The organism is Arthrobacter sp. (genome assembly GCF_048266065.1).
GTDB lineage: Bacteria > Actinomycetota > Actinomycetes > Actinomycetales > Micrococcaceae > Arthrobacter_H.
This window is the reverse complement of the sequence record NZ_JBLXAH010000004.1, coordinates 292,001-310,592: the sequence shown is the minus strand read 5'-3', so window position 1 is coordinate 310,592 and position 18,592 is coordinate 292,001. Positions and strand designations below refer to the sequence as shown.

Sequence of the window (18,592 nt, the reverse complement as noted above, 5' to 3'; positions counted from 1 at the left end):
TGCCCGATGTGCCGCAACGGACCACCGGCAAGACTGGCGTCATGGACAACGCACAGCCAGCCCTCGAGCTGCAGGACCTGCACAAGACCTTCCCGTCGGACGGTGGCCGGCTCAACGCCGTGGACGGCATCGACCTGGCCGTCGACCCGGGGGAAATCGTCGCCCTCCTCGGTCCCAACGGCGCCGGCAAGACCACGACCATCGACATGGCGCTGGGCCTGACGGCACCCACCTCGGGGACCGCCAGGGTCTTCGGACGCGCACCACAGGAGGCGGTCCGCGCCGGACGGGTCTCCGCCCTGCTGCAGACCGGCGGCCTGCTCCGTGACCTCACGGTGCGCGAAACGGTGGTGGCGATCGCCTCCCTCCATGGCGCCACGTCCCGGGTGCAGGAGGTCATGGAAGCCACCGACACGGCCCGGTTGGGGCAACGCAAAGTCGTCAAGTGCTCGGGCGGTGAACAACAACGGCTGAAGTTCGCCCTGGCCCTGTTGCCGGATCCCGATGTGCTGATCCTCGATGAACCGACCGCCGGCATGGACGTGAACGCCCGCCGCGACTTCTGGGCGACGATGCGCCGGGACGCCACGGAGGGCCGAACTGTCATCTTCGCCACCCACTACCTGGAGGAAGCCGAGAACTTTGCCCAGCGCATCGTGCTCATGAACGCCGGAAAGATCATCGCCGACGGCAGCACCGCCAGCGTCAGGGCGCTGGCCGCCGGCCGGACCGTCGCCGCGACCCTGCAGGCGCACGGAACCATCGACGCCGCCGATCCCCGCCTGGCCGAGCTGAGGGCCCTGGACTCGGTGACCGGCCTGCAGGTCAACGGCCCCCGGGTCTCGATCACCACCACCGATTCCGACGCCGTGGCCCGGCACCTGCTCAACGGAGGCGGGGGGACGGAGCTGGAGATCTCGGCGCCGAGCCTGGAGAACGCGTTCGTCCAGATGACCCGGACGCCCACCACCTCGGCCGACGTTGACCACGCCGGCGCCTGAAACCGCTCCCGGAAACCACGGAGGAAACGCCATGAACCCCACCTTTGTCCGCATCGACCTGACCCGACAACTACGCGACGTCATGAACCTGATGTTCGTCCTGGTCCTCCCGACCCTGATGTACGTCATCTTCGGACTCTCGTTCAGCTACGCCAACGAGGCAGCCGGAAACGGCAACGTGAAGTTCTACATCATGGCCTCGATGGCCGCCTATGGCGCTTCCGTCGCCGCCACCACCGTCACCGGGGTGTCCGCAGTGGAGCAGATGCAGGGCTGGGGGCGGCAGATCGCCCTGACCCCGTTGCGTCCAGCGGGCTTCGTCGCCGGCAAGGCGGTCGTGGCGCTGATCGTCACGGCGATGGCGATCGCCGTCGTCTTCGTGGTCGGTGCGCTCACCGGTGCCCACGCCGACAACGGCTGGATGTGGGCCGCCACCTTCGCCATCGCGCTCGCCGGATCGATCCTGTTCGCCCTGTTCGGGTACGCCGTCGCCATGCTGTTCAAGAGCGAATCGGCCATGGGCATCGCCTCCGGCCTGCTGGTGGTCCTGTCCTTCCTCGGCAACGTCTTCGTCCCCCTGAGCGGCACCCTGCTCGACGTCGCCCGCTTCACCCCCATGTATGGATTCGTCGGCCTGGTGCGGTGGCCCATCCTGGAGGGCGCCCAATCCGGATCGAGCCAGGTCGACCCGTTGTGGGCGCTGATCGCTAATCTGGTGGCATGGCTACTCATCTTCGGGATCATCGCGGTGCTGGCCGTTCGCCGTGGCCGGGCCCGCCGGTAGGGGCAACACCATGAGCAGGATCGGTGACCCCGCGCCGACACCGGCGGTGGATGGCTGGGAACGCCACGGGTGGATGCTCTCGGCCATCTGGCTGGTATTCCTCGGCTACACCATCGCCGCCTTGTTGCAGGACGGGCTGGGGGCGGGCCAGCTCGTCCTCGGCCTGGCCCTGGTCATCCTCTACGCCGGTGTCTACCTGGCCGGATTCATCTTCGGCAATCGACTGGACTCCGAGGCCCGGTGGGTGAAGTGGAATCCGGTGGGCCTGGTGCTCATGCTGGCCATCGTGGCGGGCATGGCTGCCATCATCGGGTTGGACGCGCTGTACATGACGCCGTTCCTGATCGCCTACGCCTGTTTCCTGCTGCCCCGGCCGGCGGCGTGGTGCGTGGGCCTGGGAACGGTGGCCACCACGTTGCTGCTGTCGGGCCTGACGGGGACCCTGCCCGACTACGTGTTCATCGTCGCCATCCAAGTGGGCATCTTCGTGCTGAACATGGTGACCTTCGCGTTGATCCAAGCGGGGGAACGCAGCGAGAAGATGCAGTCGGACCTGGCGCTGGCCTCCGAACGGGAGCGGCTGGCCCGGGACGTCCACGACGTCTTGGGGCACACCCTGACAGTGGTGGCCGTGAAGGCGGAGCTGGCCGAACGGCTGATCGACGGCGATCCGGAACGCAGCCGCACCGAGATCGTGGAGATCCGTGCGCTGGTGCGCGGGGCCCTGGCCGATGTCCGGGCCACCGTCGGCGGCCTGCGGGGCAACGACCTCTCCACCCAGCTCGCCGCCCTGCGCGTGACGTTGGACGGGGCCGGTGTGGCGGTGGACGTCGAGGGCGAGCACGCCGGACAGGTCCCCGACCGGTTGCGGGACCCGTTGGGGTGGCTGGTCCGTGAGGCGGGGACCAACGTGCTGCGCCATGCCCGGGCCACCCGGTGCGTCATCCGCTTCTCCCCGGGATCCCTGGTGATCGAGGACGACGGCGTCGGGCTGGGCAGCAGCGCTGCAGGCAACGGGATGTGCGGGATGAGCGAACGCATGGCGGAGGCCGGGGCCTCATTCCATGTCGGCGCTGCGTCCCTGGGTGGGACCCGGGTGGAGGCGGCATGGTGAACATCAGGGTCCTGGTAGCCGACGACCAGGCGCTGGTGCGCGGCGCCCTGGTGGCCCTGCTGAACCTGGAGTCCGACCTCGAGGTCGTCGCGGAGGCGGACAACGGGTCCACCGTCGTCGGGCTGGCCGCCCAACACGCGGTGGACGTGTGCGTCCTGGACATCCAGATGCCGGGAACCAACGGGATCGAGGCCGCCCGGCAGATCCACGACGGCGTTCCCGGCTGCCGGTCGCTCATGGTCACCACCTTCGGGCGGACCGGCTACCTGCGCGAGGCCCTCCAGGCGGGAGCCAGCGGCTTCGTGGTGAAGGACACACCCGCGTCCGAACTGGCCGAGGCGATCCGCAAGGTCCATGCCGGACTGCGGGTCGTGGACCCCGAGCTGGCGGCCGCCTCGTTGTCCGAGGGGGAGAACCCGCTCACCGAACGGGAACGCGAAACCCTGGCCCTGGCCCGCGACGGCAAGGCGGTGGCCACGATCTCCGCGGTCTTGCACCTCTCCACGGGGACCGTGCGCAACCACCTCTCGGCAGCCATCGGCAAGACCGGTGCCGTCAACCGCATCGAGGCCGCGGGCATTGCCGCCGAGCGGGGCTGGCTCTGACTCGGGACGCGGATAATTACGCGACAACAACGTGACGTTGCATAGGGGGTGTGAGGTTGGGGTAGCCTAACCTTGCACATCATTCGAGTCTTGGCGGACCCGTCGCTGACGCATGGTCCGCTCCACGGTAAGGAATCCCATGTCCTTTGCACGTCTGCGTTCCCTGGGGGCCGGAGTGGCCCTGCTGGCCGCCTCCGCCCTCGCCCTGGCCGGCTGCGCCGGCGGCGACGCCTCCGGTGACGGCGGGAGCACCCCCGCTGCCGATGCCGCCGGATTCCCGGTGGCCATCAAGAGCGCGCTCGGCACCGCCGAGATCCCGAAGAAGCCCGAACGCGTCATCACGCTGGGCCAGGGGTCGGCCGAGACCTCCATCGCCCTGGGCACCATCCCGGTGGGCATGGAGGAATACGCCTGGGCGGCCGACGAGACCGGATACCTTCCCTGGATCCACGAGGCGGTGGAGAAGGACGGCGGCCAGCTGCCCGAACTCGTCGGCTCGGGTGAAAAGCTCGACCTGGAGAAGATCGTCGAACTCGACCCCGACGTGATCCTGGCCCCGTGGTCCGGCCTGACCCAGGAGCAGTTCGACTCGCTCAATGCCATCGCCCCGACCGTGGCCTACCCGGACAAGGCCTGGAGCATCGACTGGGACCAGCAGATCGAGATCGTCGGCCAGGCGCTCGGCCAGGAAGCCGACGCGAAGGGGCTGATCAGCGACCTGAAGAAGCAGCTCGCCGACACGGCCGCTGCCCACCCCGAGTACGCCGACTACAGCTTCTCCTACATCTACACCACCCCCGATACCCTCGGCGTCTTCCTGCCGACCGAGCAGCGTGCGGCCATGGTGGGCGCCCTGGGGCTGAAGACCGATCCGGCAGTGGAGCAGATGAAGGAGACCGAGGGGACCGATTCGGCGGTCATCGGCTACGAAAATGCCGACCAGCTCAACGACAGCGACCTCATCTTCACCTTCTATTCCGACGCCGCGGCCCGCAAGCAGGCGCTGTCGAACAAGCTCTACGCCCAGATCCCGGCGATCAAGAAGGGCGCCGTCGTCGCCAGCGACGACAACGCCTTCGTCACCGCCTCCTCGATGATCAACCCGCTGACGGTTCCGTACGCCCTGGACCGCTACATCCCCCTGATCGACCGGGCCATCGCCCAGGCCAAGAAGTAGGCAGCCATCCCGGGCACCACCACACTGCAGCGCAGCCCGCAGCAGACCCGGACCAGGCGTCCTGGCCTGCTGCGGGCTGCGCCCGTGTACCTGGGGTGCCTGGTGGTGCTCGCCGCCGTCGTGGTGGCCAGCCTGGTGTTCGGGTCCAAGGAAACCAGCCTCACCGAGTTGTTCAACTCGTGGGCCGGACACGGTGATCCCTACCTGGAGGCGGTGTTCGACTCGCGCTACCAGCGCACCGTGCTGGGCGTCGTCGTCGGCGCCGCCCTGGCCCTGTCGGGGGCGCTGATGCAGTCCGTCACCGCGAACCCGCTGGCCGACCCGGGCCTGCTGGGCATCAATGCCGGCGCTGCCGCGGCGATGGTCACCTGCACCGCCTTGTTCGGCCTCACGCTCGGATCGCCGGCCGCCGTCTGGGTGGCGCTGGCCGGGGCCGGGCTGGCGGCAGTTGCCGTCTACGTCGTGGGCACTGCCGGGTCCAGCGGGGCGAACCTGGTGCGGCTGATCCTCTCCGGCGCCGTCGTGACCGCCGTGTTGACCGCCTATGTGCAGGGCATCGCCCTGAGCCTGCCGAAGATCTTCGACAACTACAGGTTCTGGGTCGTCGGCGCGCTGAACCACGGCAGCTACAGCCAGTTCCTCGCCGTGCTGCCGTTCCTGGTGCTGGGCCTGGTGATCGCGTTCGCGGTGGCCGGCGGCCTGGACTCCCTGGCGCTGGGAACCGAGGCCGCCACCGGGCTCGGTGTCCACACCGGCCTCACCCGGGCCGCCGGGCTCGGGGCCGCCACCCTGATGAGCGCCGCGGCGACCGCTGCCGTGGGCCCCATCGCCTTCGTCGGGCTGGCCGTGCCGCACATCGTCCGCGCCCTGGTGGGACTCGACATGCGCCGGCAGCTGATCGGCGCGGCGCTCGTGGGCCCGATCGTGCTGCTGGGGGCCGACGTCATCGGCCGGGTGCTGCTGCGCCCGCAGGAACTCATGGTCGGCGTCGTCACGGCGTTCGTGGGGGCACCGGTGCTGCTGTTCGTGGTGCGGAAACTGGGGGACCGATCATGAGCGGGGTCATCACGCAGGGCGCCGGTCCCCGGCACGATGACGGGGCCCTCCCGGGTGCCCCGGGCGGTCCGGAGGAACCGCGCGGTGGCCAGGCGCCGCCGTCGTCCGCTGCCCCCGGGCCGGTGCTGCGGCTGGGGCGCGGCATGGCCCTGCCCGTGGCCCGGCGTCCGCTGGCCGTCGGGGCCGTGCTGGTGCTGCTCCTGTTGGCCGGTGCCTTCGCGACGTTGACGATGGGCGGGCTCGGCATCGAACCCTCCAAGCTGGCAGCTGCCCTCTTCGGCGGGGCCGAGGACGGCAAGCAGGCCTTCGTGCTCGGACACCTGCGCGGACCGCGGCTGGTGGTGGCCGTCGGTGCGGGAATCGCACTGGGGCTCTCCGGGGCCTTGTTCCAATCCGTGACCCGCAACCCGTTGGGCAGCCCGGACGTCATTGGCGTCAGCGCCGGGGCCGGGGCGGGCGCCGCCCTGTTCGGCCTCCTGCTGCCGGGCACCGCTTCCATACCGCTGGGCTCGGTCCTCGGGGCCGCCACCGCCGTCGGGCTCGTCGCCCTGGGCACCGGGACCGGCTTCGGGAACCCGCTGCGGATGATCCTGGCCGGCATCGGGGTCTCGGCCATGGCAGCGGCCTTCACCCAATATGTGGTCTACGTCGTCGCCCGCGACCAGGCGACCATGCTCTCTGCCTACCTGAACGGTTCGCTCGAGGCCCGGTCCTGGGACCAGGCAGCCATCATCGGGGTGGTCCTGCTGGCCTGCGCGGTTCCGCTGGCCCTGTTGAGCGTCCCGTTGGCGCTGAGCGAGATGGGCGACGACGTCGCGATGGCGCTCGGATCCCCGGCGGTGGCCACCCGGCGCTGGGCCGTGCTGTTCTCCGTGGTGCTCGCCGGCGGCGCCGTCGCGGTGGCCGGGCCGATCGCCTTCATCTCCCTGACCGCCCCGCATATTGCCCGGCGGCTGGCCCGCAGCGGGCGGCCACAACTGCTGCTCTCCGGGCTGGCCGGGGCACTGCTGCTGGTGGTCGCTGACCTGGTGGCGCAGCAGGCGCCGTGGGCCTCGGCCCTTCCCGTGGGCATCCTCACCCTGGCCATCGGCGGCGTGTACCTCGGTGCGCTGCTGGTCCGTGAATTCAGAAAGGGCCTGGCATGAACCACGCTCCCACCCCACCCGTCGTCTCGGCCACGGGCCTCACCCTGGGCTACGGCGGCCGCACGATCATCCGGCAACTGGACCTGGATATCCACGCGGGGGACTTCAAGGTCATCGTCGGGCCCAACGGCTGCGGCAAGTCCACGTTGCTCAAGGCCTTTGCCCGGGTGAACAAGCCGGCCGCCGGGTCCATCAGCCTGGACGGGGCACCGGTGGCCGGCCTGAACGGGAGGGCCGTGGCACGGCGCATCTCGCTGTTGCCCCAGGGCGCCGTGGCACCGGAGGGCATCACGGTCGGGGACCTGGTGGCCCGCGGCCGGCATCCGCACCACACGCTGCTGCGCCAGTGGTCGCCGGCCGACGACGCGGCGATCGCCGCGGCCCTGGAGCGCACCGGCCTGTCAGGGCAGGAGCGGGTCCAGGTGTCCTCGATGTCGGGTGGACAACGCCAGCGGGCCTGGCTGGCCATGGTCCTGGCCCAGGACACCGATGTCATCCTGCTCGACGAGCCGACGACGTTCCTGGACATCGCCCACCAATACGACCTGCTCGAACTCTTTGCCGAGCTCAACCGGGAGGGCCGCACGATCGTTGCCGTCCTGCATGACCTGAACCAGGCGGCCCGTTTTGCCTCGGACCTGGTGGTCATGAAGAGCGGGGCGATCCATGCCCAGGGGCCGCCCCGCGTGATCCTCACACCCGAACTGGTGCGCGGCGTCTTCGGCCTCGAGGCCGACGTCATGGATGATCCGCAATCGCTCACACCCATGGTCGTGCCGCACGTGCGTGTCTAGCTGGCCGGGTGCCGGTGTCCCGAGACGGCCGGCATGTCCTGGGGATCGGCCTGCGGGTGGTGCACGTGGTTGCCCAGTTGTTCGATGGGCGTCTTGTACGTTTCGCGGGCCCACCAGGCACCGGCAACGGCGATGATGGAGGAGCCGGCGACGATCCATGCCGCCGGTCCCCAGTTGGAGTGGACGCCGCCGACCAGCGCGGTGCCCAGCAGCGGGGTGAAGCCGGCGCAGACGATGCCGACCTGCAGGCCGATGGCCACTCCCGAGTAGCGCACGCGCACGTTGAACAGCTCCGAGAACCATGCCGGGTAGATCGCGTTGGACATTGCGTAGGTGCCGGCGGTGATGGCCGTGCTGACCGCGAAGACCAGGCCGATCTGCGCCGTCGAAATCGCCCAGAAGTAGACCCAGATCAGTCCGCCGGAGCCGATGACCCCGGCGATGAAGATCGGGCGGCGTCCGTACTTGTCGGAGAACAGGGCGAACAGCGGCTGGGTGGCCATGGCCAGGACGTTGCCCGCGATGCTCACCACCAGCATGGTGGAGGCCGGGATCCCGACGCTGACGGCGTAGGCCAGGCCGAACGCCTGCATGAACGTGTTGGTCACCGTTTCGAAGGACATCATCGAGATCTGCAGGAACTGCGCCGGGTGGGTCCTGAACATGTCCATGAACGGCAGCTTCACCAGGTCGTTCTTCTCGGCCTTCGCCTCGAAGACCTCCGGCTCGTCCAGCGAGCGGCGGACCATGAACGCGACGACGAGCACGACGATGGAGAGCAGGAACGGGATGCGCCAGCCCCAGGCCAGGCGGTCCGCCTCGCTCATCGCGGCCACCGGCAGGAAGACCAGCGAGGCCAGCACGATGCCGGCGGAGATCCCGCTCATCGCAAAGGAGGGGAAGAAGCCGCGGCGTCCCACGGGGGACTCCTCCATGGTCAGTGCTGAGGCGCCCGCGGTTTCCGCGCCGGCCGAAAGCCCCTGGCACAGGCGCAGGAAGACCAGCAGGGCCGGTGCGAGGTAGCCGACGGTGTGGAAGTCCGGCAGGACGCCGATCAGGAAGGTGGATCCGCCCATGAGGACCAGGGTCAGCACCAGCGTGTTCTTGCGCCCGAGGCGGTCGCCCAAGTGGCCGAAGACGACGGCACCGAAGGGCCGGGCGACGTAGGCGACGCCGAACGTGGCGAAGGAGGCCAGCAGGGCAATGGTCGGGTCGCCGCCGGGGAAGAAGATGTGCGAGAAGACCAGGGAGGCCGCCGTCGCATAGACGAAGAAGTCGTAGTACTCGAGCATGCCGCCCAGGAAGGCGGCAAGCGCCGCCTTGCGGGCGCGGTGCAGGCGTCGTGCCTGCTCCGTGCCGGAAGCGGCGGGGGTGGCGGCTGGTTTCGTGGCCATGAGGGGAATCCTTTGGAACTGGGGCTGAATACTGGTCGCACGCGAGGTGTTGTGCGCATTCCGTACAGTCGTGCGGTATCCGACTAGTTCGATGGTAAGGCACGTGACCCCAATCACCAAGAGTTGTTGCCCGGCACTTTCAGCGACCCGACGCGCGGCTCCCCGGGCGGTGGATGAAGCGGTGGGCCAGCAGCACGAGGAAGACCGCGGTGCACAAGGCGGCACCCAATCCGAAGGCCGTCGTGATGCCGGCGCTGCTCGGGCGCAGATCGGGTTCCAGGTGCGTTGCGAAGATCGCGGCAGACACCGCGGTGCCGAACGAGCTGCCGACGGTGCGCAACACCTGGTTGAAGCTGACCGAGCTGCCGAGTTCGGACGTGGCCACGCTGCGTTCGATCAGCGCCGGCATGGCCGCGTAGCTGGCCCCCATGCCGAGGCCGAACACCAGCATCCCGAGCAGGATCTCCCAGAGCGCCGAGTGCGCAAGCCAGAGCATGGTGCCGGAGGCCGCCATGAGGGCCGTGCCCAACGGCAGCAGCGTGGTCAACCGGATGCGGCCCGCCAGGCGGCGCACGACGCGGTTGGCCGTGAAGCTGCCGACCGAGAGGGGGAACATCACGAAGCCGGCCCAGAAGACGGGAAGCGCGATCCCGTAACCGGTGGCAACGGGGGCCTGGGCAACCAGGCTGGAAATCGACAACGCGATGTACATGGCGGCGCCGAGGCCGACGGCGGTGCCGTTGGCCAGCAGGACATCGCCGGTGCGCAGGACCCGCAGGTTGACCAGCGGATGACCCACCCGCAACTCGGTGAGGACCCAGCCGGCCAGCACCAGCGCGGCACCGATGAAGGTGCCCACGGTCGTGACCGAGCCCCATCCCCAGTTCGGCCCCTCGCTGACGGCCAGCAGCAGGGCGCCCAGGCCAAGGCCCAGCAGGGCTGCGCCCCCGAAATCAAAAGGCAGGCGGGGAGCGCGCTCGTCGGGCCCCGCCGGAACGGTCCGCAGGACCACGAGGATCGCGCTGAGCACGAACAGCGCGGCGAACCAGAACGCGATCTGGAACTGGAAGAGCCCGGCGATGATGCCGGTCAGCGGGTAGCCGATGCCGATGCCGGTGGAGACGGTGACCGACAGGCTGGAAATCGAGGGCTGGACCTTCGCGGGCTGCACGTAGCGCCGGGCCAGGGAGATCGTCACCGGGACGATGCCGTAGCTCAGCCCCTGCAGCGCGCGCCCGAGCAGGAAGACCGGGAACGTGGTGGCCAGGGCGGCGATGACCGACCCGAGCAGGATGATGCCCAGTGACGCCAACAGCAGCCGCCGCTTGTCTGGGCCGTCGCTGAGCCGGCCCATCACCGGGGTGGCGATCGCCCCCACGAGCAGGTTGACGGTCAGCATCCACTGGGCGGTGTTGACCGAGACGTCCAGTTCCTCGGCGACGGTGGGCACCAGGAGCATGCCCAGCGAGCTCACGATCGCGGTGGACAAGGCGGCGTAGACCAGGCCCTGGACGAGCCGTGTCCCCTGCGCACCGCTAGGCATCGGGAAGCTGCGTTCCGAGTTTTTGCAGGACGGGGACGGCCGCGGCGAGGGCCCGCCGCTCATCGGCCGAGAGCACGTCCTCGACGGCCCGGTCCAGCCACTGCCGGCCCGCCGCGGAATCGTGGTCCAGCCGCTGCCGGCCCGCCTCGGTGGCCTCGATCCACCAGCGGCGCTTGTCTGCGGGGTCCGGGACCTTCACCACCAGCTCCTGGCGCTCCAGCTCGCGGACGGCCAGCGAGATCCCCTGCGGGCTGACGTGCACTGCAGTGGCCAGCTGTGCCGCGGTGGCCCGACCGTGCCCGGCCAGGTGGCGCAGGACGCCGACCTTGCCGGGTGAGAGGGTACGTCCCGCGTCCAGCTGCCGCAGCAACGGCTGGAGGGAATCGAGGAAGGCGTGGGCGATCGGCTCGGAGGTCATCCGGTGATTCTACAAGCAACTTGATCAAGTTGCTTGACCTTTTGCGCGGTGGTGCCTTACTTCAGGTGGTCCACCAGGTCGGAGGCGATGCCGTTGTAGGTCCCCGGCGTCAGCTCCTTCAACCGGGCGGCCGCCTCCGCGCCCAGACCGAGGCCGGCGACGAATTCCTGCATGCGTTCCGCGTCCACGCGGTGCCCGCGGGTGAGTTCCTTGAGCCGCTCGTAGGGGTTCTCCATGCCGGGGGTCCCGGCGATGGCCTCGGCACGCATGACCATCTGGATGGCCTCGCCGAGCACCTCCCAGTTGTGGTCCAGGTCCTCGGCCAGCACGTCCTCGGCCACATCCAGGCGCTGCAGCCCCTTGGCGACGTTGGAGATGGCCAGCAGCGAGTGCCCGAACGCGGTGCCGATATTGCGCTGCGAGGACGAATCGGTGAGGTCGCGCTGCCAGCGGCTGGTCACCAGCGTGGCGCCCAGGGTGTCGAGCAGGCCGTTGGAGATCTCCAGGTTCGCCTCGGCGTTCTCGAAGCGGATCGGGTTGACCTTGTGCGGCATCGTCGAGGACCCGGTGGCCCCGGCGACCGGGACCTGCTTGAAGTAGCCGATGGAGATGTAGCTCCACACATCGGTGCAGAAGTTGTGCAGGATCCTGTTGAACCGGGCCACGTCGGCGTAGAGCTCGGCCTGCCAGTCGTGGGATTCGATCTGCGTGGTCAGCGGGTTCCAGTCAAGCCCCAGCCCCTCCACGAACGTCTTCGAGACCTGCTGCCAGTCGGCGCCGGGCACTGAAGCGTAATGCGCGGCGTAGGTGCCGGTGGCCCCGTTGATCTTGCCCAGGTATTCGGTGCGGGCGATCCGCTCCAGCTGGCGCGTCAACCGCCAGGCGGTGACGGCGAGCTCCTTGCCCAGCGTGGTCGGGGTGGCCGGCTGCCCGTGGGTGCGCGAGAGCATCGGCACCTCGCGGAGGGTTTCGGCCATCGTGGTGATCTGTTCCACCAGGGCGCGGGCATCGGGCATCCAGACGTCCTCGACCGCGTCCTTCACCCCCAGGGCGTAGGAGAGGTTGTTGATGTCCTCGCTGGTGCAGCCGAAGTGCACCATCGGGGTCAGCGCCTCGATGCCGATGCCCGGCAGGCGGCGGTTGATGTAGTACTCCACTGCCTTCACGTCATGGACGGTGATGGCCTCGATCTCCGAAAGCTCCGAGACCGAATCGGCGTTGAAGTCGGTGACGATCCGCCGCAGCGCAGCGGTCTGCTCGGCGGTCAACGGGGAGGTGCCCGGCAGCACGGAGTTCGAGGTGAGGTGCAGCAGCCACTCGACTTCGACGTGCACGCGGTTGCGGTTCAGTGCCGCCTCCGAGAGGTGGTCCACCAGCGGGGCGATCGCCGACCGGTAGCGGCCGTCGAGGGCACCGAGTGCCAGTGGTTCTGAAGCAAGGGATGTGCGCGCGGAATCAGCCATGGTGCCCATTCTTTCATGGTCCGCCCGGCAGGGGGCACCGCATGACGCGGCCCTGCCGCGCTATCCACAGGTACGACGGCGGTGCCTGCGCCATGCCCGGAGCGCACCTAGCGTGGTGTCTAACCGGTGAGGGGTTGGACCCGCTGTCCCCTCCGGGTGGAAAGGGAGGCACGGTGCAGAACTGGGATCTGCTGGAGGCCAGGGCGCGGCAGGCCCTGGGCGAGCTCTCCTGTGCCCGTGCCGCACTGCTCTCGGCGTGCGGCGTGCAATGGCGCTCGCCGGCGGGAGCCGCGTACCGTCGGCGTTTGGAGGAGTCCCTGGGCCAGCTGGACGCCATTCCCCGCGAGCTGGAGGACGCCCTCGCCGCGGTGCAGCAAGGCAGGGCGCACTCCGTGGTGGATGGCCCATGAGCCATACCAGTACCGGCGGTGTGACCAGCGTGGACTACCAGTTCGACGAGTTCGAACGCGCGGCGGTGCTGCTCGCGCGGGCCGAGCACTCCCTGGGGATGGTCCGGATGCTCCTCTCCTCCGCCCTGGCCGATGCCGGCCCACCGTCCTGGCGGGACGTCTGGCAGTTCTCCCGGGCCGTCGAGGACCACCTGAGGACCGGAAACGCCCTGGCCAACGAGGTGGAGGACCGTCTTGCCCACTGCCGGATCGGGCTCGAAACCAGCAGGGCGTCCTACGAGGATGCCGAACGGCGGGCCCGCCAGCAGGCCTTCCAGGTGCGCTCGGAGACGACCGTCCCCCGGCTGGTCCATGAACTGGCGTCTAACCACGGCCATCCGGACGGGCAGACGATGGAGGACCTGATCAATGCCGCTCCCGGGTATGCCCTGTCACTCCTGCTCTTGTGCGGGGCGCCGATGCGGTTGGCGTCCGGCCACCCGGAGCCACCGCCGATCCCCGCAGCGGTGCTGCGCTTTCTCGCCCGGGCGGTGGCCGACCGGGACCACGGTGGCCCGTTCACCACGGGCATCGCCGACCGGCTCGCCACCAACCTGGCCTCGCACGCGGCCCTCCGCCAGCTGCTGAACGTCCGCAGGATCCGTGTGGCTTCGGTCTCCCGCGCCCAACCGGAGCCCTTCACCGGCACCCTGCCCGATCTGATGTCACTGCAGCAACGGGCAGAAGCGCAGGTCTCGGGAGACGGCGCTGTCCTGGTGTCCACCACCCAGACACCCGCGGGACCCGTCCATGTCCTGACCCTTCCAGGGACGCAACCGGCGGAAGATCGTTTGACCTCCCTGCCCGTGAACCCCTTCGATGAGGGCGGCATCGTAGAAGCCGCGGGCCTCGACAGCCGGTATGTGGGCGAGGCCGCCGCCGAGGCGTTGCACGCCGCCGGGGCCCAACCGGGGGACCGGCTGGTCATCACCGGATACAGCCAGGGCGGGATCCATGCCGCCAACCTGGCGGTCGACCCGCGGATCGCGCGGATGTACGACGTCGAATACGTGGTCACCAGTGGTGCACCCGTGGGCGGAATCCCGTTGCCCGACGGGGTCCGCGGCTTGCACATGGAACACGTGGACGACATGGTTCCGGGGCTGGACGGCCGGCCCAACCCGGACAGCCGCAACCAGGTCACCGTGCGCTTCACGGGCTACGCGCCCGGAACGGACATGGAGGCCGGGGGTTTTGGCGCGGCCCACCAGCTCGGCAATTACACGGCGCTCTCGGAGGAATTGGCGACCAGCACCGAACCCAATATCGTCGAGGACCGGCAGGCCCTCGGTGCGGTGTTCGCGGGGGCCACCACCGTGTCGGTGACGACTGTGGCGCTGCGGAGGGGGCGCGCACGCGAGGTCGCCCGGATCAAGCCGGTGCGTCGTCAGCGGCGAGGGCCCCTGAGGAGGGGGTTGCATGCGGCACCGGCGCACTGACCGGTCACGGCACCGGGCGCGGAGCTTGCGATGCCTAGCGCTCCTTGTCGGGGACGACCCAGCCGATCACTGCCGACACCACGCTGATGATGATCGCCCCGAGTACGGCATCCCAGAAGAACGTGTCGATGTGCAGGCCGATGGGCGTGTAGCTGCTCAGCCACGAGGTCAGCATCAGCATGGCCGCATTGATCACGATGGCAAAGAGACCCAGGGTCAGGCACGTGATCGGCAGCGACAGGAAACCGATGATCGGGCGGACCACGGCATTGACGATGCCGAAGATGAGGCCGATGAACAGGTATGCCACCACCTTGCCGACCGAGTCGTTGCCGGTGGCATCGCTGACGGCGCTGGAACCGACGGTGATGCCCGGCAGCAGCCAGGTCGCGGCCGCCAAGGCCAGGGCGTTGACGATGACTTTGACGATGAATCGCAGCATGGGGACATCCTTCCACACCGTGCTGTGCGGCTCCTGGCGGGTGGGGTGCTCAGGCCGGGGCGGCCTCCGCCGCAGACGCGAGCATCTCCTCGATCACCGTCCGGCACCCACCACACCCGGTCCCCGCACGACAGGCCGAGCCGACCGCGTCCACCGAGGAACATCCGCTGTCGCAGGCACGCTGGACCTCGCCGAACGTGGCTCCACTGCACCGGCACAACACATCCGAGTCCTCGGGAACGCGGGCGGATGCCGGCAGGGCGGCGTCGTCCAGGCGGAACAGCGAACTGCGGTCCGCCGGCAAATCATCGCCACGTTCATACAGCAGCACCAACTCGGCTGCCGTCCGTGGCATGCCGATCGCGATGAATCCCGTGAGGACGCCACCCTCGGTGACCAGTTTGCAGTATCGGCCCTGCCCGGGATCCGCCCAGACGCTCACCCGTTGGGTGCCCGGATCCCACGGGCCGGACGAGACGGTGCCCGCGGCTGCCAGATCAACTCCGCGGGCCTTGAGCATGATCACGGCAGCGGCCTCTTCCGGGACTGGTTCCGCGAGACCGGGCCGGGCGGCGGGTCCCGGGAGGGAAGGCGCGGACAACAGGAGCCGGGCGAGGTGCCCGGCCAGCCAGGACGCCTGGGTCCACCCGGGGCCGATCAAACAGCTGGGGGGACGGCCCTGGACGGCGGCGCAGTCGCCGATGGCGAAGACCCGTTCCTCTGTATCGGCGCAAAGACGCTCGTCCACACGGATCCCCCCGGTGACCACCAGGCCACACCCTTCAGCCAGTTCGGTGCGCGGCCGGACACCTACGGATACCACCAGCGCGTCGCCCGGGCAGGACCTTCCTCCCTCGAGGTCGAGTCCGCTGAACCTCCCCCCGTCCACGCGCACCCCCACGGCCCGCACGTCCGGCACGACCTCGATGCCGGCATCCGCCAGGGCCGCCGCCAGGACGCGGCCGCCGTCGTGGTCCAGCGCCCGCGCCAGCGGGACCGGTCCATGGTGGACGAGCGTGGCGACGGCACCGGCCTCGCGAATGGCCAGGGCAGCTTCGACTCCCAAGATGCCGCCACCCAGGACGACCACCCGTCCACCCGTGCGTACGACACGGGCCAGGCGCGCGGCGTCGTCGAGATCCCGGAGTGCCATGACCCCCTCGGGCAGCGGGGGATCGCCGAGCGGGGAGAAGTCAAGCCCGCGCAGGACCGGTATGGCCGGCCGCGAGCCCGTCGCGAACACCAGCCGGTCGTACCCCAACTCGGACCCGTCGGAGAGCAGGACGCGGCGTCGGGAACGGTCAACACGAACGGCGGAGGTGCCCAGCCGCAGATCGACCCCCGCCCCCGCGAGTTCCTGGGGTTCGGCCAGCGACAAGGACGCGGCGTCCGTGCGGCCCGTGGCCACATCGGCGACGAGAACGCGGTTGTAGGCCGGCCGCACTTCGCCGCCGATGACCGTGAGGCCGATCGTGCCGGCGAGCTTGTGGGGCAGCAGGTCATCGACGAACCTGGCCGCCACCGGGCCGAAGCCCAGCACGACGATCCGCTCTGCCGGGCCGGTGGAGCCGTTCATGCGGGCCTCCCGGCGGACTCGGCGGTGGCCAGCTGGCCAGCCGGGACGAGGGGTTCCACGACCACGGCGCTGTTCTTGAAGGCGGGCATCCCGCTGACCGGATCCGTGACGGCCGCCGTGAGCAGATTCGCACTGCCTTGTCCCTCGAAGTGGAACGGCAGGAACACGGCGTCCCGGCGCATGCCCGTGCTGAGCCTGGCACGTGCAACCACCCGGCCACGACCGTTGCTGAGGGCGAGGGGTTCCCCGTCCCGCACGCCCAGGGCCAGTGCCGTTGCGGGGTGCAGTTCGGCCCGGGGCTCCGGTTGCGCGGCGAGGAGCTCCGGGGTCCTCCGGGACTGCGATCCGCTCTGGTAGTGCTCGAGCAGACGTCCGGTCAGCAGGGTCAGGGTCCCGCGGCCGTGGAGTTCTTCGGACGGCGCCCCGACCCGGACGCCAACCAGCCGGGCCCGCCCGTCGGGATGGGCAAAGCGGTCGAGGAACAAGCGCGGAGTGCCCAGCAGCGGGCGTGCGGGGTCCGGTGTCCCGGTCGTACCGCCCCCCGGGGACGCGGCGCAGGGCCAGTAGATGGCCGACCCGTTCTCCAGTGCCGAGTACGTGATGCCCGAGTAGTCGGCCAGCCCGCCCGCCGAGGCGGCGCGCAATTCCTCGAAGACCTCTCGCGGGTCGCTCGGATACCGTCCGGGTGCCCGCAACCTCCGGGCCAACTCGGCGAAGATCCACAACTCGGAGCGCGCCCCTTCCGGCGGCTCGACGGTGCGGCGCCGCCGTAGCACCCTCCCCTCCAGATTGGTCATCGTCCCCTCCTCCTCGGCCCACTGCAGGACCGGCAACACCACATCGGCCAGGGCAGCGGTTTCGGAGAGGAAGAAGTCGGCGACGACGAGGAAGTCCAAGCGCCGCAGGCCCTCGATGACCCGTGCCGCATCGGGGGAGGAGACCGCCACGTTGGCACCGTGGACCAGGAGCATCCGGGCGCCACCGGGCCTGGCCAGCCCGTGGAGCAACTCGGTGGCGGGCACCCCCGGGCCCGGGATGGCCGAAACGTCGGCCCCCCAGACACCCGCCACGTGGGCGCGGTGCGCGGGGTCGGTGATCTTGCGGTATCCCGGCAACTGGTCGCACTTCTGGCCATGTTCACGGCCGCCCTGCCCGTTGCCCTGCCCCGTCAGCGTCCCGTAGCCCCCGGACGTCGTCCCCGGAAGTCCCAGTAGCAGGGCGAGGTTGATCGCCGCCGTCGTCGTGTCGGTTCCGTTGGCGTGCTGTTCGACCCCGCGCCCGGTGAGTACATAGACGCGCCGTCCACCCGTTCGTGACTCCCGGGCGGCATCGGTCAATTGGTGGGCCACCTGGCGCAGCAGGCCGGCCGGCACTCCGGTCGCCGCCTGCACCCGTTCGGGCCACCACTGCGCCACCGTGCGCACGATGTCGGCCCTGCCGGAGGTGCGCTCGGCCAGGTAGGTCTCGTTGGCCAGGCCCTCGACCAGGACCACGTGGCAGAGACCGAGCAGCAACTGGAGATCGGTGCCCGGAGTCGGCTGGAGGTGTACGCCGCCGCCGTTCCCTGTCAGTTCGGCGGTGGCGGTGCGCCGCGGGTCGACGACGATTAAGCCGCCGGCATCCCGGGCAGGTTCGAGATGCCGGACGAACGGGGGCATCGTGTCGGCGACGTTGGACCCGAGCAGCAGGACCGTCCCGGCTCCCTGGAGATCCGTCAGCGGGAAGGGCAGCCCACGGTCCAGGCCAAAGGCGCGGTTGCCTGCCGCAGCAGCCGAGGACATGCAGAACCTGCCGTTGTAGTCCACCCTGGACGTCCCCACGGCCAGACGTGCGAACTTCCCCAGCTGGTAGGCCTTCTCGTTGGTCAGGCCCCCGCCGCCGAACACCGCCACCGCATCGTGGCCGTGGAGCGAGCGGACGGACTCGATCCGGGCCGCCACCGTGTCGAGTACGTCCTGCCAGGAGGCGGGGTGCAGCTGGCCGTCGGCGCCACGGAGCAAGGGGCCGTCGAGCCGTTCGGGCGCCTGCAGCAGCGAGCCGGCCGACCAGCCCTTGCGGCACAACGAGCCCCCGTTGGTGGGGAAGTCCCGTCCCTGTATTACCGGTGCTCCGTTCTCCACCGGGCTGACGGTCATGGCGCATTGCAGGGCGCAATACGGGCAGTGGGTCGCGTTCTGCGGCGCGGTCGCCAC

At 69.8% G+C, this 18,592-nt stretch carries 17 protein-coding genes; 10 read left to right on the top strand and 7 right to left on the bottom strand.

The genetic code is table 11. The annotated features are described in order from the left end of the window. Positions 1-41: 41 nt before the first annotated feature. From ACN0TP_RS08895 to ACN0TP_RS08860, 8 genes are all read left to right on the top strand, one after another. Positions 42-1,001 (top strand): ABC transporter ATP-binding protein, encoded by a 960-nt coding sequence (locus ACN0TP_RS08895; RefSeq protein WP_417218492.1) that lies wholly within the window; start codon positions 42-44, stop codon positions 999-1,001. A 31-nt stretch (positions 1,002-1,032) separates the two neighbouring features. Then, positions 1,033-1,785, top strand: a complete 753-nt coding sequence (locus tag ACN0TP_RS08890; protein ID WP_417218491.1) for an ABC transporter permease — start codon at positions 1,033-1,035, stop codon at positions 1,783-1,785. 10 nt (positions 1,786-1,795) lie between these two features. Next, positions 1,796-2,899 carry a sensor histidine kinase gene (locus ACN0TP_RS08885; RefSeq protein WP_417218490.1) on the top strand — a complete coding sequence of 368 codons (1,104 nt, stop codon included), beginning with the start codon at positions 1,796-1,798 and terminating at the stop codon, positions 2,897-2,899. Continuing rightward, the gene (locus tag ACN0TP_RS08880; RefSeq protein ID WP_417218489.1) at positions 2,893-3,504 is read left to right on the top strand and encodes a response regulator transcription factor; all 612 of its coding nucleotides are present in this window, start codon (positions 2,893-2,895) and stop codon (positions 3,502-3,504) included. Before ACN0TP_RS08885 ends, ACN0TP_RS08880 begins: the two co-directional genes overlap by 7 nt. Positions 3,505-3,643: 139 nt before the next feature. Beyond that, positions 3,644-4,681: an iron-siderophore ABC transporter substrate-binding protein gene (locus ACN0TP_RS08875; RefSeq protein ID WP_417218488.1), complete on the top strand. Its 1,038-nt coding sequence runs from the start codon at positions 3,644-3,646 to the stop codon at positions 4,679-4,681. 84 nt (positions 4,682-4,765) lie between these two features. Next, positions 4,766-5,737, top strand: a complete 972-nt coding sequence (locus ACN0TP_RS08870; RefSeq protein WP_417218487.1) for a FecCD family ABC transporter permease — start codon at positions 4,766-4,768, stop codon at positions 5,735-5,737. After that, the gene (locus ACN0TP_RS08865; protein ID WP_417218486.1) at positions 5,734-6,882 is read left to right on the top strand and encodes a FecCD family ABC transporter permease; all 1,149 of its coding nucleotides are present in this window, start codon (positions 5,734-5,736) and stop codon (positions 6,880-6,882) included. The genes ACN0TP_RS08870 and ACN0TP_RS08865 overlap by 4 nt, the downstream gene beginning before the upstream one ends. Then, positions 6,879-7,676, top strand: a complete 798-nt coding sequence (locus tag ACN0TP_RS08860) for an ABC transporter ATP-binding protein (RefSeq protein ID WP_417218485.1) — start codon at positions 6,879-6,881, stop codon at positions 7,674-7,676. The genes ACN0TP_RS08865 and ACN0TP_RS08860 overlap by 4 nt, the downstream gene beginning before the upstream one ends. On the opposite strand, the gene ACN0TP_RS08855 is transcribed toward ACN0TP_RS08860, so the two are convergent. The 4 genes from ACN0TP_RS08855 to purB all read right to left on the bottom strand — a co-directional run bounded on the left by ACN0TP_RS08855 (position 7,673) and on the right by purB (position 12,494). After that, positions 7,673-9,070 carry an MFS transporter gene (locus tag ACN0TP_RS08855; RefSeq protein ID WP_417218484.1) on the bottom strand — a complete coding sequence of 466 codons (1,398 nt, stop codon included), beginning with the start codon at positions 9,068-9,070 and terminating at the stop codon, positions 7,673-7,675. The two genes, ACN0TP_RS08860 and ACN0TP_RS08855, sit on opposite strands and share 4 nt — an antisense overlap. A gap of 139 nt (positions 9,071-9,209) precedes the next feature. Continuing rightward, positions 9,210-10,613, bottom strand: coding sequence for an MFS transporter (locus tag ACN0TP_RS08850; RefSeq protein WP_417218483.1), 1,404 nt, complete (start codon positions 10,611-10,613; stop codon positions 9,210-9,212). After that, complete coding sequence (locus tag ACN0TP_RS08845) at positions 10,606-11,031, bottom strand: MarR family winged helix-turn-helix transcriptional regulator (RefSeq protein WP_417218482.1); 426 nt, start codon at positions 11,029-11,031, stop codon at positions 10,606-10,608. Before ACN0TP_RS08845 ends, ACN0TP_RS08850 begins: the two co-directional genes overlap by 8 nt. Positions 11,032-11,087: 56 nt before the next feature. Continuing rightward, complete coding sequence (gene purB / locus ACN0TP_RS08840) at positions 11,088-12,494, bottom strand: adenylosuccinate lyase (protein ID WP_417218481.1); 1,407 nt, start codon at positions 12,492-12,494, stop codon at positions 11,088-11,090. A gap of 173 nt (positions 12,495-12,667) precedes the next feature. On the opposite strand from purB, the gene ACN0TP_RS08835 reads away from it, so the two are divergent. Together ACN0TP_RS08835 and ACN0TP_RS08830 are read left to right on the top strand one after the other, a co-directional pair. Next, positions 12,668-12,904 (top strand): hypothetical protein, encoded by a 237-nt coding sequence (locus tag ACN0TP_RS08835; RefSeq protein WP_417218480.1) that lies wholly within the window; start codon positions 12,668-12,670, stop codon positions 12,902-12,904. Further along, a complete protein-coding gene (locus tag ACN0TP_RS08830) occupies positions 12,901-14,382 on the top strand; it encodes a hypothetical protein (protein WP_417218567.1) in 1,482 nt (493 codons plus the stop codon). Before ACN0TP_RS08835 ends, ACN0TP_RS08830 begins: the two co-directional genes overlap by 4 nt. Positions 14,383-14,416: 34 nt before the next feature. Here ACN0TP_RS08830 and ACN0TP_RS08825 read toward each other — a convergent pair whose 3' ends face one another. The 3 genes from ACN0TP_RS08825 to ACN0TP_RS08815 are packed head-to-tail and all read right to left on the bottom strand — an operon-like array spanning position 14,417 to position 18,592. Further along, a complete protein-coding gene (locus tag ACN0TP_RS08825) occupies positions 14,417-14,824 on the bottom strand; it encodes a phage holin family protein (RefSeq protein WP_417218479.1) in 408 nt (135 codons plus the stop codon). Between the two features lie 49 nt (positions 14,825-14,873). Continuing rightward, positions 14,874-16,400: an FAD-dependent oxidoreductase gene (locus ACN0TP_RS08820; protein ID WP_417218478.1), complete on the bottom strand. Its 1,527-nt coding sequence runs from the start codon at positions 16,398-16,400 to the stop codon at positions 14,874-14,876. Further along, entirely contained in the window at positions 16,397-18,592 is a 2,196-nt protein-coding gene (locus tag ACN0TP_RS08815; RefSeq protein WP_417218477.1) for a molybdopterin oxidoreductase family protein, read from the bottom strand. Before ACN0TP_RS08815 ends, ACN0TP_RS08820 begins: the two co-directional genes overlap by 4 nt.

Coding starts and splice junctions, on each gene's coding strand:
- ACN0TP_RS08875 (WP_417218488.1), top strand. CDS start 3,644: ATGTCCTTTGCACGTCTGCGTTCCCTGGGGGCCGGAGTGGCCCTGCTG.
- ACN0TP_RS08850 (WP_417218483.1), bottom strand. CDS start 10,613: ATGCCTAGCGGTGCGCAGGGGACACGGCTCGTCCAGGGCCTGGTCTAC.
- ACN0TP_RS08895 (WP_417218492.1), top strand. CDS start 42: ATGGACAACGCACAGCCAGCCCTCGAGCTGCAGGACCTGCACAAGACC.
- ACN0TP_RS08855 (WP_417218484.1), bottom strand. CDS start 9,070: ATGGCCACGAAACCAGCCGCCACCCCCGCCGCTTCCGGCACGGAGCAG.
- ACN0TP_RS08860 (WP_417218485.1), top strand. CDS start 6,879: ATGAACCACGCTCCCACCCCACCCGTCGTCTCGGCCACGGGCCTCACC.
- ACN0TP_RS08885 (WP_417218490.1), top strand. CDS start 1,796: ATGAGCAGGATCGGTGACCCCGCGCCGACACCGGCGGTGGATGGCTGG.
- ACN0TP_RS08830 (WP_417218567.1), top strand. CDS start 12,901: ATGAGCCATACCAGTACCGGCGGTGTGACCAGCGTGGACTACCAGTTC.
- ACN0TP_RS08825 (WP_417218479.1), bottom strand. CDS start 14,824: ATGCTGCGATTCATCGTCAAAGTCATCGTCAACGCCCTGGCCTTGGCG.
- ACN0TP_RS08820 (WP_417218478.1), bottom strand. CDS start 16,400: ATGAACGGCTCCACCGGCCCGGCAGAGCGGATCGTCGTGCTGGGCTTC.
- ACN0TP_RS08880 (WP_417218489.1), top strand. CDS start 2,893: ATGGTGAACATCAGGGTCCTGGTAGCCGACGACCAGGCGCTGGTGCGC.
- purB (WP_417218481.1), bottom strand. CDS start 12,494: ATGGCTGATTCCGCGCGCACATCCCTTGCTTCAGAACCACTGGCACTC.
- ACN0TP_RS08865 (WP_417218486.1), top strand. CDS start 5,734: ATGAGCGGGGTCATCACGCAGGGCGCCGGTCCCCGGCACGATGACGGG.
- ACN0TP_RS08890 (WP_417218491.1), top strand. CDS start 1,033: ATGAACCCCACCTTTGTCCGCATCGACCTGACCCGACAACTACGCGAC.
- ACN0TP_RS08845 (WP_417218482.1), bottom strand. CDS start 11,031: ATGACCTCCGAGCCGATCGCCCACGCCTTCCTCGATTCCCTCCAGCCG.